Origin of the sequence: Paenibacillus maysiensis (genome assembly GCF_000520815.1) — a bacterium.
GTDB classification, from domain to species: Bacteria; Bacillota; Bacilli; order Paenibacillales; family Paenibacillaceae; genus Paenibacillus; species Paenibacillus maysiensis.
This window is the reverse complement of the sequence record NZ_ASRY01000141.1, coordinates 47,596-60,907: the sequence shown is the minus strand read 5'-3', so window position 1 is coordinate 60,907 and position 13,312 is coordinate 47,596. Positions and strand designations below refer to the sequence as shown.

Below are 13,312 nucleotides of genomic sequence, written 5' to 3'. Positions count from 1 at the left end.
TCAACCAGAAAGAACTGGTTGATCTCATAATACGAAAGGGCAGATTTGCTCAATCATCGGGCATTATCGGACTATATTTATGGGGAGCGATGGTGCGGCTAATCCGAGTCGTTATGCAAAAGAAGATAATAATTGGTTGAATCTATCGCGCTCCTCTAAAAAAGCGCAATGGCCGCTGTATTGGAACGGAACTAGCTTCGAATTTTTGATCAGCTTATTTGTTTCCTCAGCTTGGGTAAACGGAACGACTTTATCATGAATTCCATGAATAATTAATGTGGGTACATTGATCTGACCGAGATCATTGTAAACATTTTCATCTCTAAGCGTGACCATAATGGCGGAAGTCGCCCAATTTGCCGCTTGTAATCCCATTAAAACGAACCAATCGGATTTCGGTTCGGAAATATACTGAAAGAAAAAAATTCCCGTTTGGTCTTGCAGCATTTGCGGTCGGTCATGATTTGTATCTTCGATGATTTTATTTGTAAATTCTTTTGGAACGCTAGATGGAGAGGCAGCGTCGATCAGGACGAGTTTAGATATCCCATACCCTTTGTAACGAGCCATATAACGAATCGAGATCGCGCCTCCTGTAGAGTGTCCTGCCAGTGTTATGTTTCTTAATTGTAACGTCTCGATGACCATGCGGACATCATCTGCTAATCTATCGAAACTGTAACCGCTAAAAGGTTTATCCGAATTGCCATATCCCCTCCAGTCCATTCCGATACAACGATATCCAAGCGTTGGAAGGAAGTTGAACTGATATTCGAACTGGTTATGGTTTAGCGGCCATCCATGAATAAAAAGTATCGTTTTATTTCCCTTCGGATTGATGTCCTCTATAAATACGTTGACGCCCGGTTCGACAGTTACAAAGTATCCCAAGTATATCGCCTCATTTTTTTAAAATGTACTTCCCCATTAAGATATTCGCCCTAGGCAAGGTGAATGCCTAATTTCGGCGTCAAATTGGGTTTAGATAGTACGTAGAGATTTCTGAGGAATAGCTTGAGTGAAACAATTTCTTCAGATCATTGAGCTAACGGAGAACGTTAGTTTAATGACAACAGGGGCAGTCTAAGACTTTATTTTTCAAGTCTTGGTCCACAGCTGTTTCTTTTAATGGATCAGTTTAGAACTTATATTCTAAAAGCTGACGATTTTTCAATTCAAAAACCGCGGTATTCAACGACCCAGTTTAACACTTTAATTTCATCGAACATTATCAATAAGTTTCTTGTTTAATCTATATACTTACGGATGGTGTCAGTTACCCTAGTGCCCCCCCTAATAGATAGCAACTTGCCTTTTATCTTTAGTTTAATTTTTCAATAAAATAATTGATCTTAAGGAACAGCATCTGAGAATCTAATTTAACGGATTAGTCAGCGAATAAAAATTATGTACAGCATAAATTTCGAGAAAAGCGTTGTTCCTACAAGGTTCTAAAATTATGTACAAGATATTTTGTGTGTCTTATTACTATTTTAGCGAGCATTTTATTGGAACTGATACCGATACGAATCCATATCCCTGTTTGTGACACTACTTTTTGTTGAATTTCACTTGCGATGCTCACCGGATCTCCGAACAGGGAGAGACTTCCGGTTACGTCCAGAAACTGCTCATCAATACTGAAAACCTCAACCAAATCCGTATACTCGTTATAAATTTCTGTTATTTTTAATGAGACGTCGATATAATGCTGCATGCGCGGGCGTACAATGGTAAGGTCAGGACATTTTTTTATCGCTTCTCCCAGACGCTCTGCTGTAGATATACCGTATTTTTTAGCCAGCGGACACGCAGCCAGGATAATACCTGAACGCAACGAAGGGTCACCGGCAACGACTAGCGGCTTATGCTGGTATTCGGGATTGTCGGCTTTCTCAATGCTGGTATAAAAGCTTTGGCAGTCTGCTAAAAATATAGTTTTTTTTCCGCGTTCGTTCAATGTTGCAATCTCCTTTCCAGATGTCTGCTGATCGTCTTTCCAAAATATTCTTGAATGTAAGTTCATATAGTAGTATTATATACAGAACAAGTGTTCCTAATCAAAATGTATTTTCTGGAACGTTATTGTTTACGTAAAATCTAACATGGCGTATCATATTATCTTGAACGAAGACATGTGGAAATGAATGCATATTGAGGGGAGAAAACCATTTTTATGAACCCAAAACGTCGACCATCATCTCAAAAACGCAGCAGGTGGCGTATTTTTGGCAGAGTTTTGCTGATTAATATCAAGTGGTTCTCGCTTGCGGGCGTATTTGGGGTCCTATTTGCAGGAGGCCTTATATCCGGTTATGTGGCAGCGCTGGTTCATGATGAACCTGTACGATCACGTCAGTTGATATATGAAAAGGTAAATGAGAACGCTCTGACCAGCTTTGTATTTTTTAATGACCAGGTAACCCCGGTTGGCCGAATGCGCATGGAGGAGGATCGGCAGCTCGTGGATCTGAAGGATGTTCCCCAATCCATTGTAGATGCCCTTATTTCAACGGAAGACAGCCAATTTTATGAGCATCAGGGTGTTGATCTAAAAGGGACGGCTCGCGCCGTCAAACAGAAGCTTCTGAACGAAAATCGCCAAACAGGCGGCAGCACACTGACACAGCAGGTAGCCCGGCGAGTTTTCCTCAGTCTGGATAAGACGGACAGCCGTAAGGTGAAGGAAATGCTGCTTGCACTGCGCATGGAACGTTTTATGAGCAAGGATAAAATATTAGCGGCATACCTAAACAAAATGCCGTTTGGCAATGGCTCCGCAGGTTACAATTTGTACGGGATCAAGTCGGCTTCGTTAGGGATTTTTAATGTAAGTGATCTACATAAGCTTCATATTGCTCAAGCGGCTTATTTGGCCGGTCTTCCACAATTGCCATCTGTTTATTCGGCTTTTGACGGTAAAGGGAAATTTGATGAAGAAGGCTTCAACAAAGCTATGGAGCGCCAGCGTATCGTGCTGGGAAGAATGCTGGCAACAGGTAAAATCACATTAACGGAATATAACGAAGCACTCCAATTTGATATTAAAGCTACTCTTGCACCACATCGCGAGAAAAGCTACAATACATTCCCTTATTTGATGCTGGAGACGGAGCGAGAGGCCGCCCGGTTGTTGGCGCTCCAGCAAAATCCGGATCTTACAACAGCTGAGATTTCCAAACCTGAGCATGCTGAACTCCTTCAAAATACACGGGAAGAGCTGCAACGATCCGGTTATCGAATTTATACAACGATAAATAAGAAAGTTTATAACGATATGCGGCAGATTGCATCCAATCCGCAAAGCTTTTCTCCATACAGTAAGCAGAAGGGGCTCGAGCAGATTGCAGCCATCATGATTGATCATAAAACGGGGGCTATACTCGGTATGATCGAGGGTAGAGACTTTAATACTGAGCAAATGAACTATGCAACCCAGATGACGCGTCAGCCCGGTTCTGCCATGAAGCCTATTGCAGCCTATTTGCCTGCTTTGGAAAAAGGCTACACTCAGCCTGCTGGTCTTATTGATGATTCGCAAATTGTATTGAAAGACGGACGTAAAGGCTATCATATCCCTAAAAATTATAACAGACGGTACGAAGGACTGATGACAGCCCGCGAAGCACTCAATCGGTCAATCAACATTCCTGCGCTGAGATTGTTTTTATATGAAGTTAAAATTCCAAACGCCTGGAATTTTGTTCGTGCTCTTGGGATTACGACGATTCAGCCGCAGGATGAACATGCTCAGACAGGCGTTCTGGGTGGGCTCAGCAAGGGAGTATCTGTCAAGGAACTGACAGCGGCATACGGCACGATTCCTAATATGGGCGTATACAATGAACCCCATTTGATCAGTAAAATTACGGATGCCGACGGCAAGATCGTTTATGAATTCAAACCGCAGGCGAAGCGTGTATATTCCCAGCAAACCGCGTTTTTGATGACAGATATGCTCAAAACGGTTATATCGGACCCGAGGGGTACGGGCAAACGTATACAAAATGCTTTTAAAAGCTACGGTACCATTGACATTGCAGGCAAGACCGGTACGACACAAAACTTTGGCGATGTGTGGTTCATGGGCTATACCCCGGATGTTACACTCGGCGTCTGGGCAGGTTACCGTCAACAGGTTAACACACTATCTCAAGAAGGGCATTCCAGAGCACAATCGGTGTGGGCGCTTATCATGAACGAGGCAGTCAAGGATCAGCCCCAGCTTTTCAAAAATAAGCATTTTATACAGCCGGAAGGTGTTGTAAAAGTTACAGTCTCCCGTATTACAGGTAAGCTGCCGGGAAGTTATTCCCGTCAATCCGGTCAACTCGTGACAGACTGGTTTAACCAAAAATACGTGCCAACGGAAGTTGGGAGGGAACAACGACCACGTTCATCCACACCTGCCGTGCCGTCCAAACCGGATATAAAGGATAAAGCAGCTCCGGAGAAACAAGAACCTGCAACGGATCAGAAGGAGATTCTACCAGAAGAAACAGTACCTTCTGATCCTGACACAGAAATAGATACGAATGGTGAGAGTGATGATTTGCCACCAGCAGATAGTTCGCTGCCATCTGTTGAAAATAAGCAGGAGCCTCCTTCTGAACCAGAAACCCAGAATGAAGCACCAGAAAATAAACCTAGCGAAGCTATTCATACCGAAACACCTGATCAGCCGAAAAACTAAATAAAAGGGAGCGGACTAATTCAAAATGCCGTTCCCGACAATATCGACGGTGATCTGTGGGTGAAAGCGAACATTAGGGTACTCTTTATTCCATTCCAGACCTTTCCATAAGGTCGGGTGATGGGCAATCAATTGTCTGCCGATGCCAAAGCATCACAACCGCTTTTTTTGAAGCATACGGATAATTTCCTCCGCATCCTGGGTCATGATTTCCGAAAGCTGACGGTTCAGGTACGATGTCTTCTCCATCTTTGGAGAGACAGGGAAGAACAAAGTCCTGTCCTGGACCAAGCATAGGGGGAAGCAGTGTTTCTAGCGTCACTTCGGGAAATACACACATTTCCTCCAGGCTTCGGATTTTTTCGTTATAAATTCGCCGATTAAGAGGCTGCCTACACTTTTCTTGTTCATTAATTCTCCAACTGATCCTTCTACTATAGCTACCTTTACATGTGAGGTTGGGTGATCCGGCTCCCGATACAGGACATCCAGATATGGATACAATCTTTTTGGGCCAAGCTTGTGCCATACAAAGTAACTCCATATTTAACGCTTCGTCGCTATACCTCGTGGCTGCAAGTCTAAATCATAGAAAAAGAGTCGGGTGAGTCTGGAAGAGGGGGGAATGGCAGGCATCCCGCGTACAGGCTTGCTTTGCGTCTTATCGTACAGCGTGTGGCTGCCCATGCAGATGAGTATGGTCTGGACGCAGGTACAGGGACGGGGAATCTGGAGGGGGTGTTCGCTGAAAAGGGCATTCGTATGGCAGGTGTGGATCAATCGAATGAAATGCTCAAGTGTCCTGCCGTAGTAAATTTCCGCAGGTGGAGACAAGGCTGGGAGATATGATGTCGATTCCTTATATGGACGGGACCATTGACTTTGTGGTCAGCAGTTATGCCCTGCATCATCTGACAGGTGAACAGAAAATACTCCTCTGTCGGAAATGCAACGCACGCTTAAACCTCATGGACGTATTTGCATCGTGGATCTGATGGTGGATGTAGCGGAGCTGCTGGAAGCGGGGGAAAAGGTGTCCACGCCAGGAAAGGAGGAATCCAAGCTCCCAGTAAATTGTGCAGAACGCCCCCAATTTTGCGGCTTCCTGGCATATTACAGGGCGACTGGACCAAGGCAGCGGCATGGCTGCAAAAGCTAAGCACTGGCAATCCAGCTGCTCTTACTGCTGCGCAGGCCCTGCAAATGGCTACAGTCAATGTAGCCAAGCTTAAACTTTGAGCACAAAACCGGCACACTTGAGGTGGGGAAAAAGGCGGATATCATTCTGATAGATATGCAAAAGCCGCATTTACAGCCAATACACCAGATAGAGTCACTGCTTGCTTACAGCGCAAGCGGCGCGCATATCAATACGACAATTGTGAATGGGCGTGTGCTCATGCGAGGAAGACAGTTGCTAACAATAGACGAGAAAGAGGTGCTCACACAAGCAACGGTACGCGGAAAATGCATCGTGCAAGGATTGTAAACGAGACTACACAGTCGAGTGGCTTTGGGTCACATCAATTCCCAAATAATGTCCCAGTTCCCGTCGAACCTCGCTGCGTGCAAAGGAGGAAAGCATGAAAAACCGCTTGTGGTAGCCACGGCATACATAGAGAACCTCCACGCCTTCGTGATTCCGGGTTTCGTTGTATATTTTAACTCCCTGCCTTTTCATTCGCGCCTTTGTCTCCGCCAATTGAACAGCTACACGCTGTTGCACCCCGGTCAGACTGCGAACGTACAGATCGGGCATTTTTAAGGCAGAGGCATTCAGAATGCGAATGTCCCGCTCCAGCACATCCAGCACGAGGGTCAGAAGTACACAAGTTTTGATCAGCCCTGCGTCTTCCTCGGAAGGCAATGGGGCCTTATTCTTGTTGTCCAGTATCTTTTTCATAAGAAATCTCCTTTACTCATAACAGGAATACAATTATAATCAGCATACAGAACAAATGTTCTTTTTATACTTCATCATAGAAATTATTTCTTTGCCAAAGCAATCATCAATTATTGGAAAGAAAGAAGGTATACATATTGTCACGCTCGTTATATGCGGCGCTATTGCTGCTAAGCCTCATTTGGGGCGGATCGTTTTTGTTTATCAAGGTATTACTGCTCCATCACGTAGGACCTTGGACTATTGTATTTCTTCGTTCCGGCTTTGGCCTCATTTGTATTGTTTTGTTGATGCTGCTTATGCGCAAGCCATTTGAATTCAGAAGTATTCCATGGAAATCGGTTATTCTCGTAGCTATGGTGAACATGGTTTTGCCATGGGCCTTGATTAGTTTTAGCGAGACCAGAATTGCTAGCAGCATGGCTTCCGTATTGAATGCCACCACGCCAATCTGGACCATGTTGGTCGGACTTGTCTTGTTCGGAGCTATCTTTCATCGAATGCAGTGGTTTGGAATGGGACTCGCTTTTGTAGGAATCCTTATTTTACTGGGTATTAATCCTGTATCCATTATTTCTGTCGACCCCGTCGGCTTTGGATGTATGCTGCTTGCGACTCTCTGCTACGGCTTTGGAACGCAACTGTCCAAACGGTTTTTATCCAATCTGTCGATGTATCAGGCAACCTTTGCGACACTATTGGGTGCGACGGCAGGGGGCGGCATCATGACGGCAATTGTGGATCGACCTGATCTGTCGGTCGTCTTCATCCCCGGTATATTGGGTTCCCTTATAGGGCTGGGGGTTTTGGGATCGGGAGTAGCTTATATTTTGTTCAATTATATGATTTTGCGGGGAAGTCCGGAATTTGCCTCCTCGGTGACTTATTTTGTACCGGTGAGTGCTATCGTATGGGGCTTTTTGCTTCTGGATGAACACATCGGCTGGAACGTTCTGACCGGGCTGATCCTCATACTCGGAGGGGTCTTTATGGCCAACCAGCGCAGAACAGTCAAATTAGCCGGATAGTATCACTGAAAACCTGCATAAACCAAACTATAATGCACATTGTATATGCATTCGCCAAACCTTCGGTATAATGCGGTTATTCGCACATACAATAAAGCATGCTCACACATAAAATAAAAATATGGTGCGGCATAAAAAGCAAGCTGTTTAGCAGGTGGTAAGGTGTGGTATAATAAATAATAGAATTACATGTACCACAGAAATGTCGGAGTTTTATTCCACAAAAGAAAGGATCAGGATACCATGTGTCCCCGAAGGATACTTCCCCAAAGGACGATTTGGAAACGATTTGATCTGTCTTATACTTAGCTTTTCCGCGGAGTAACGTCAAGTTGCGAAAGCCAACTCTGCGGAAGAGGGGATTGTACATGCGAAGGACCAAGTCCTCCAGGCACATCTTACCCGGTAGCTTCCGTAAGAGTGGGTTCATCCACATCAAACTTACGAGAAACCGAGGGAGCCTGTATGAGGAAAACTTACGAATCTATCGTGAACAATGGAGCATTAAGGCAGATTGCTGTCATGCTGCTCGGAACATGCATTTTAGCTTTTACGTATTATCACATCAATGCTCAAAATCATTTGTCAGAAGGTGGATTTGCGGGCCTGGCTCTGCTGGGACATTACGCATTTGGCGTGTCTCCGGCTTGGAGTATGCTGCTGCTTGATATCCCCGTCATATTATTGGCCTGGGTACTGAAGGGCAGAAGATTCATGCTGCTGGCATTAATCGGGGCGGTCGCCTTTTCCCTGTTTTATGCAGGATTTGAAAAGTATTCGACGCTGGTGATAGATCTGCACGGCAACTTGCTGGTAGCGGCTCTGCTTTGCGGAGTGCTTACAGGCTTGGGAGCCGGGATCGTACTGCGATTTGGTGGAGCAACCGGGGGCGATGATATTTTATCCCTGCTGATCAGCGAGTGGCGTGGATGGAAAATCGGTAACGTGTTTATCGTTAGTGACATCATCGTATTAGGATTATCGCTGTTGTATCTGCCTGTGAAGGAAACAATGTTTACCATACTGGCTGTGTGGCTCGCCGGAAAAATAATTACATGGACGACAACGTTCCAACTACACCGACCTGTGAAAAAGGTACTGCCTGCGGCTATTCCAGCCCAAAAGGTAGTTGCCAAAACAGTGCCGGTCGTCCACAGCCTTCGTCAATAAGGAAAGGGTGTTACGTTAGAAGAGAAATCTTCCTGCGTAACACCCTTTCGCTGTATGCAGGCTTCAGCAGGAAGGCTTCAAAGTAGAATGAATACGTCCGTTCCGGTCATGAATAATCGCCAAAATCTGCTGGCGGTCTACTCATTTTTGAGCCTCGTCCACCGCTTCATTTTTGTGCTTGAAGGTTGAAGCAGGCTCGTCATGTCCTTCTTCCTTAATAGCCGAGCGGTCCTCATGTGGCACGACATGAATAGGCTCCTGAGACCCGGAAGAAGCGGAATCATTGCCTTTCCCATTTCCGCTTAAATGCTGTTTTTCATGTTTTTTCTGCTTCCCGTCTCGTTCAACTGGATGATTATCGTTCCATTCCTCGGCTTGAGAGGTTGCAATCGCAATGGAACGTCCTTCTTCATAGCCGTCACGAAGTAGTGCGTTAGCAATATTAACGGCTTTTTCCTGCACACGCGGCTCCAGATTTTTCATAGATGGAGGATAATCATGTTTGGTCCAAGGCATATCCAACACTCCTTATAGCAAATGATGTATTATGTATTACCCGCTGTCCGCTTAAACAAACGAAAAATCAAAGAAATGAATATATTGTAAAATGTATTTGGAGAAAAAGCGTATAATGGTGTGCAGAATACCTGAAAAGGAGTGGAGCAATTGCTTGCCTGGAGTTTCGTCTTTATGCTAACCATCATTATACATACTACAGACAGCTTGACCTATGCCCTCCGTCTTGGCGGTTTACGAGCGCGTAGAATTGGATTGGCCTTAACCGTAGCGGGCATGCTGCTGTTGGTTTCGCGCACCTCTAATATGGCGCAGGGACCTTTACTGGGAGGTATGGTCGATCAGGCGAAGGCTGCCATACGAGCGGGTGGGGCTAATGTTAGGCTGGAGCTGTACATGCACGGGGTTCTACTGGCAGCAACCGTCGGGACCATGATCGCTATTATTTTGTATCCGACCGTGGTACGCATGTCGGCCAGATGGATTGTGCATCTGGAGCATACCGGCTCTATTCCTGCACTGGTGCGTTATTTAATGGTGCACAACCGCTGAAAGCATGCAGGCTACTACATGAAGCGTCCAACCGTGTCCATGCTTACCTCGCTGTTCAGGGGAGCGATCCCCAAGCGCCTGATTACCCTGAATATGACTGTGACCGCGATATATACGACTGGAGTGGTATCTGCTTTATACGCATCTTTCCTCTGGCCCGCTCAAGGGACGACAATGTCGATGTCATCAGGTCTAATCAATGGTATGGCAACGGTGTTGCTGACCCTGCTAATTGATCCCAGATTGGCAGTATTGTCTGAAAAAACGCTGCGTGGGGAGCTGCCTTTGAACCGTATGAACAGCATGTACGGCTGGATGATCATCTCGCGTCTGGGAGGCACGCTGCTTGCACAGTTGCTATTGGTGCCGCTCGCATTCTGGCTTGGGTGGATTATGGGCTGACGGGAAGCACATATACTGATTTAATTCAAAAAAAGCTGACCCGAGGTCATCTGCGAAAGATGATTTCCGGGCCAGCCTAAAATATTTTTGAAGTCTATTTACTTTTCAAATAGTGACTTATAGTCTCCATAGCCTTCACGTTCCAAGTCTTCCTGAGGCACAAAACGGAGAGCGGCGGAATTAATACAATAGCGCAGGCGATCTGGACCCGGGCCATCATCAAATACGTGTCCCAAATGGGAGTCGGCTTCGCGACTGCGGACCTCGGTACGAATCATAAAATGGCTGAGGTCTGTTTTTTCTTTGACATTATAGCTGCGTAACGGACGAGTGAAGCTGGGCCAACCACACCCTGCATCATATTTATCAAGCGAGCTGAACAAAGGCTCTCCCGATACGATATCCACATAAATGCCTTCACCCTCATGGTCCCAAAACTCATTTTGAAAAGGGCGCTCGGTCGCGTTCTTTTGTGTTACTTCATATTGAATAGGTGTCAGTCGCTCTTTCAAATCAGATTTATCGATTTTACCTGACCAATTTTGCTCAATAAAATCTTCACGTCCAGAACCTTTACGGTAGCGCTTGTAATGCGCGGGGTTCTTCTTATGATAATCCTGATGATATTCTTCCGCTTCATAGAAGGTTGCCGCAGGCAGAATCGGTGTAGCAATGGGGGTGTCAAAACGGCCGCTTTCACCCAGCGCTTTTTTGGAAGCTTCTGCCTTGATTCTTTGTTCTTCGTTATGATAGAAAATAGCTGTTTGGTAGGACGAACCTCTATCGTGGAATTGTCCACCTTCATCCGTCGGATCAATCTGCTGCCAGAACAGCTCTAACAATTTTTCATATGGGAAGACTTGCGGATCAAATGTAATCTGTACGGCTTCTACATGTCCAGTTGTTTCGGAGCATACCTCTTCATAGGTCGGGTTTTCCGTATGTCCCCCTGTGTAACCGGATCTTACCTTTAAAATGCCGGGCAGTTCCTCGAAGGGGGAAACCATGCACCAGAAGCAGCCGCCTGCAAAAGTTGCCTTCTCCACGGTGTTTGGATTGTTGGTGCTCATATTTGTCACTCCATTCTGAGAAAGTTTCAATTAGTTGTTATTTAAATAGCTTACAATTAAATTATATACGACATGTCCGCAAAAACCAATGGAACGACAGAAACAAACCAGCTTTGCAAATTACTCTGGACTAAAAAGCCAAGGCCAATCTACATCCTTACAGTCCTAGCGGCAGGCTCACAGAGCTATGATTTATGGGCACGTTGAAGCCTCCTGCGGTAGAGCACAAAGCCTCCACCCACCAGTGCTGTATACAGCAGTAAAATGAGCAATCCAGTCACAGGATGTTCTGCAATTGTACCGCCTGCATAAGCGTATACCCCAATTGCAGGAAGCTTTCCAATGGCCGTACCCAGCATAAAGCTCCAGAACGGAAAGCCTGCGACCCCGGCATATACATTCACCGCTGCCTGCGGGATGATCGGAATCAGACGGGCCAGCAGCACAGCAGCAAAAGGTTCTCGCTCCATGACCCGATTCAAGCGCTCCAACGCTTGAATTCGCTCCAGATAAGCTCGTCCTTTGTCACGGAAGAGAATACGGACCGCGCCGTAAACGACCAGCGCAGCGAATGTAGTGCCAAGCCAGCAGATCAGAGCGCCTTGCCAGGCACCTGCTGCATAAGCAATGGAAGCGATAATCAGCTTGTAAGGTACAAATGGAATTAACGCGAACAGAAACGCGAGCAGCAGCAGAGCCGGAAAAGAGGTTTGCTTGTTCGCCCAGGCGAGCCAATCATCTTTGTAGATAAACGCGATGCAGAGCAGCGAAACATAAGCCGCAGCGAGTAGCCATTTTTTCATTTACATACCTCTTTCAATATCCCTGTTCGGCCTGTCGCTTATACAGAAAAAAATAGGGTTCACATTCCCAATAATGTGTGCTATACTGCCACTAACAGAATAGTTCCCAAAGGGGAGTAGCTCAACGAGTAAAGTCGTCATTACGGGATTTTAAAATCCCCGGCTTTATTGGCAACGTAATGTTGTAAGCGAGACCTTTGCCAGGATTTTTGGAATCCGGGTAAATGGTCTTTTTTTGATGCTAAATTTGGGTCAAGCGCCGTTTCCGGATTCCGTGAAATGGCGCTTTTTTAGTATAAAGCGCAGAACTATGTACAGTATAACAAATAAATAAAGAAGGTGGGAGAAACGTATGGATTTTTTGTCAATCGAGTTTTTGACCGCATTATTGTCCATCATTGTCATTGATTTGGTGCTGGCTGGTGACAATGCGATTGTGATTGGTCTGGCAGCCCGTAATGTCGAGAAGGCCAATCAAAAAAAGGTCATTATTTGGGGGACGGTCGGCGCGGTTGTCATTCGTGTTATCGCTACTTTGCTGGTCACGTACTTACTGGAAATTTACGGCTTGCGTTTAATCGGGGGGCTTGCGCTCATCTACATTGCTTACAAGCTGCTGGTTGAGGAGAAAAAACATGAAATCTCTGCAACCAATCAAATGTGGGCCGCGATTCGTACCATTATTATTGCTGACACCATGATGGGGCTCGACAATGTGCTTGCTGTTGCGGGAGCTGCTCATGGAAATATGTTGCTTGTTATTTTGGGACTGGCGATTTCCGTTCCGATTATGGTATGGGGCAGTACAATTATCTTGAAGCTGACCGAACGTTTTCCGATGGTCATTACAATTGGAGCTGCTGTACTGGCCTATACTGCTGCCAAAATGGTAGTGGCCGAGCCGCTGATTGCACATTGGTTCACGAATGGGGTCGTCAAATACGGATTTGAAGCTCTGATCGTTGTTCTGGTCGTAGCCATTGGAATGCGTGTTAAAAAAATAAAAAGTGAAAAAACAAGAAAACAAGCGCTGCACGCCTAAGCTGAGCACACTGAAATCATCGTAGCTGAAGCTGGACGCTCATGCATAGAGGCTGTTCCGTCAGGTCTAACTGGATCGGGGACAGCCTCTTTTCTTTGCTTGTCAGCGGACTTCCATGTAAACTAGACAACAG

Annotated in this window: 15 protein-coding genes and 2 pseudogenes; 9 read left to right on the top strand and 8 right to left on the bottom strand. The window is 45.7% G+C overall.

Going from position 1 to position 13,312, the window contains the following annotated elements:
* Positions 1-111: 111 nt before the first annotated feature.
* Entirely contained in the window at positions 112-891 is a 780-nt protein-coding gene (locus tag L696_RS0109135) for an alpha/beta fold hydrolase (protein ID WP_025683378.1), read from the bottom strand.
* A 601-nt stretch (positions 892-1,492) separates the two neighbouring features.
* A pseudogene (locus tag L696_RS28420) lies at positions 1,493-1,960 on the bottom strand (Y-family DNA polymerase); the annotation flags it as partial.
* Positions 1,961-2,176: 216 nt separating this feature from the next.
* On the opposite strand from L696_RS28420, the gene L696_RS0109125 reads away from it, so the two are divergent.
* Entirely contained in the window at positions 2,177-4,693 is a 2,517-nt protein-coding gene (locus L696_RS0109125) for a transglycosylase domain-containing protein (protein WP_025683377.1), read from the top strand.
* 15 nt (positions 4,694-4,708) lie between these two features.
* On the opposite strand, the gene L696_RS31860 is transcribed toward L696_RS0109125, so the two are convergent.
* Positions 4,709-4,825, bottom strand: coding sequence for a hypothetical protein (locus tag L696_RS31860; protein WP_245233326.1), 117 nt, complete (start codon positions 4,823-4,825; stop codon positions 4,709-4,711).
* Positions 4,779-5,222, bottom strand: a complete 444-nt coding sequence (locus L696_RS0109120) for a hypothetical protein (RefSeq protein ID WP_025683376.1) — start codon at positions 5,220-5,222, stop codon at positions 4,779-4,781. Before L696_RS0109120 ends, L696_RS31860 begins: the two co-directional genes overlap by 47 nt.
* Positions 5,223-5,347: 125 nt before the next feature.
* Here L696_RS0109120 and L696_RS32665 point away from each other — a divergent pair, with 125 nt between their 5' ends.
* The 4 genes from L696_RS32665 to L696_RS31850 all read left to right on the top strand — a co-directional run bounded on the left by L696_RS32665 (position 5,348) and on the right by L696_RS31850 (position 6,182).
* Positions 5,348-5,542, top strand: coding sequence for a class I SAM-dependent methyltransferase (locus L696_RS32665; RefSeq protein ID WP_025683375.1), 195 nt, complete (start codon positions 5,348-5,350; stop codon positions 5,540-5,542).
* Positions 5,539-5,688 carry a class I SAM-dependent methyltransferase gene (locus L696_RS32660; protein WP_425339307.1) on the top strand — a complete coding sequence of 50 codons (150 nt, stop codon included), beginning with the start codon at positions 5,539-5,541 and terminating at the stop codon, positions 5,686-5,688. The genes L696_RS32665 and L696_RS32660 overlap by 4 nt, the downstream gene beginning before the upstream one ends.
* Positions 5,689-5,788: 100 nt before the next feature.
* A complete protein-coding gene (locus L696_RS31855) occupies positions 5,789-5,932 on the top strand; it encodes a hypothetical protein (RefSeq protein WP_245233328.1) in 144 nt (47 codons plus the stop codon).
* 22 nt (positions 5,933-5,954) lie between these two features.
* Positions 5,955-6,182: a hypothetical protein gene (locus tag L696_RS31850; RefSeq protein WP_245233325.1), complete on the top strand. Its 228-nt coding sequence runs from the start codon at positions 5,955-5,957 to the stop codon at positions 6,180-6,182.
* Between the two features lie 6 nt (positions 6,183-6,188).
* On the opposite strand, the gene L696_RS0109100 is transcribed toward L696_RS31850, so the two are convergent.
* The gene (locus tag L696_RS0109100; RefSeq protein WP_025683372.1) at positions 6,189-6,596 is read right to left on the bottom strand and encodes a YhjD family protein; all 408 of its coding nucleotides are present in this window, start codon (positions 6,594-6,596) and stop codon (positions 6,189-6,191) included.
* A 137-nt stretch (positions 6,597-6,733) separates the two neighbouring features.
* On the opposite strand from L696_RS0109100, the gene L696_RS0109095 reads away from it, so the two are divergent.
* Together L696_RS0109095 and L696_RS0109090 are read left to right on the top strand one after the other, a co-directional pair.
* The gene (locus L696_RS0109095; protein WP_025683371.1) at positions 6,734-7,624 is read left to right on the top strand and encodes a DMT family transporter; all 891 of its coding nucleotides are present in this window, start codon (positions 6,734-6,736) and stop codon (positions 7,622-7,624) included.
* Positions 7,625-8,089: 465 nt separating this feature from the next.
* Positions 8,090-8,794: a YitT family protein gene (locus L696_RS0109090; protein WP_014282274.1), complete on the top strand. Its 705-nt coding sequence runs from the start codon at positions 8,090-8,092 to the stop codon at positions 8,792-8,794.
* Between the two features lie 141 nt (positions 8,795-8,935).
* On the opposite strand, the gene L696_RS0109085 is transcribed toward L696_RS0109090, so the two are convergent.
* Entirely contained in the window at positions 8,936-9,310 is a 375-nt protein-coding gene (locus L696_RS0109085; RefSeq protein WP_049827316.1) for a DUF2188 domain-containing protein, read from the bottom strand.
* 174 nt (positions 9,311-9,484) lie between these two features.
* Here L696_RS0109085 and L696_RS0109080 point away from each other — a divergent pair.
* A pseudogene (locus tag L696_RS0109080) lies at positions 9,485-10,264 on the top strand (lipid II flippase Amj family protein).
* A 98-nt stretch (positions 10,265-10,362) separates the two neighbouring features.
* Here the strand turns inward: L696_RS0109080 and msrA are convergent.
* On the bottom strand, positions 10,363-11,334 hold the full coding sequence (gene msrA, locus L696_RS0109075) for a peptide-methionine (S)-S-oxide reductase MsrA (RefSeq protein ID WP_025683370.1): 972 nt from the start codon (positions 11,332-11,334) through the stop codon (positions 10,363-10,365).
* A gap of 185 nt (positions 11,335-11,519) precedes the next feature.
* Positions 11,520-12,137: a TVP38/TMEM64 family protein gene (locus L696_RS0109070; RefSeq protein WP_025683369.1), complete on the bottom strand. Its 618-nt coding sequence runs from the start codon at positions 12,135-12,137 to the stop codon at positions 11,520-11,522.
* Between the two features lie 352 nt (positions 12,138-12,489).
* Between L696_RS0109070 and L696_RS0109065 the strand changes: the two genes are divergently transcribed.
* Positions 12,490-13,179, top strand: a complete 690-nt coding sequence (locus tag L696_RS0109065) for a TerC family protein (RefSeq protein WP_025683368.1) — start codon at positions 12,490-12,492, stop codon at positions 13,177-13,179.
* Positions 13,180-13,312: the final 133 nt, after the last annotated feature.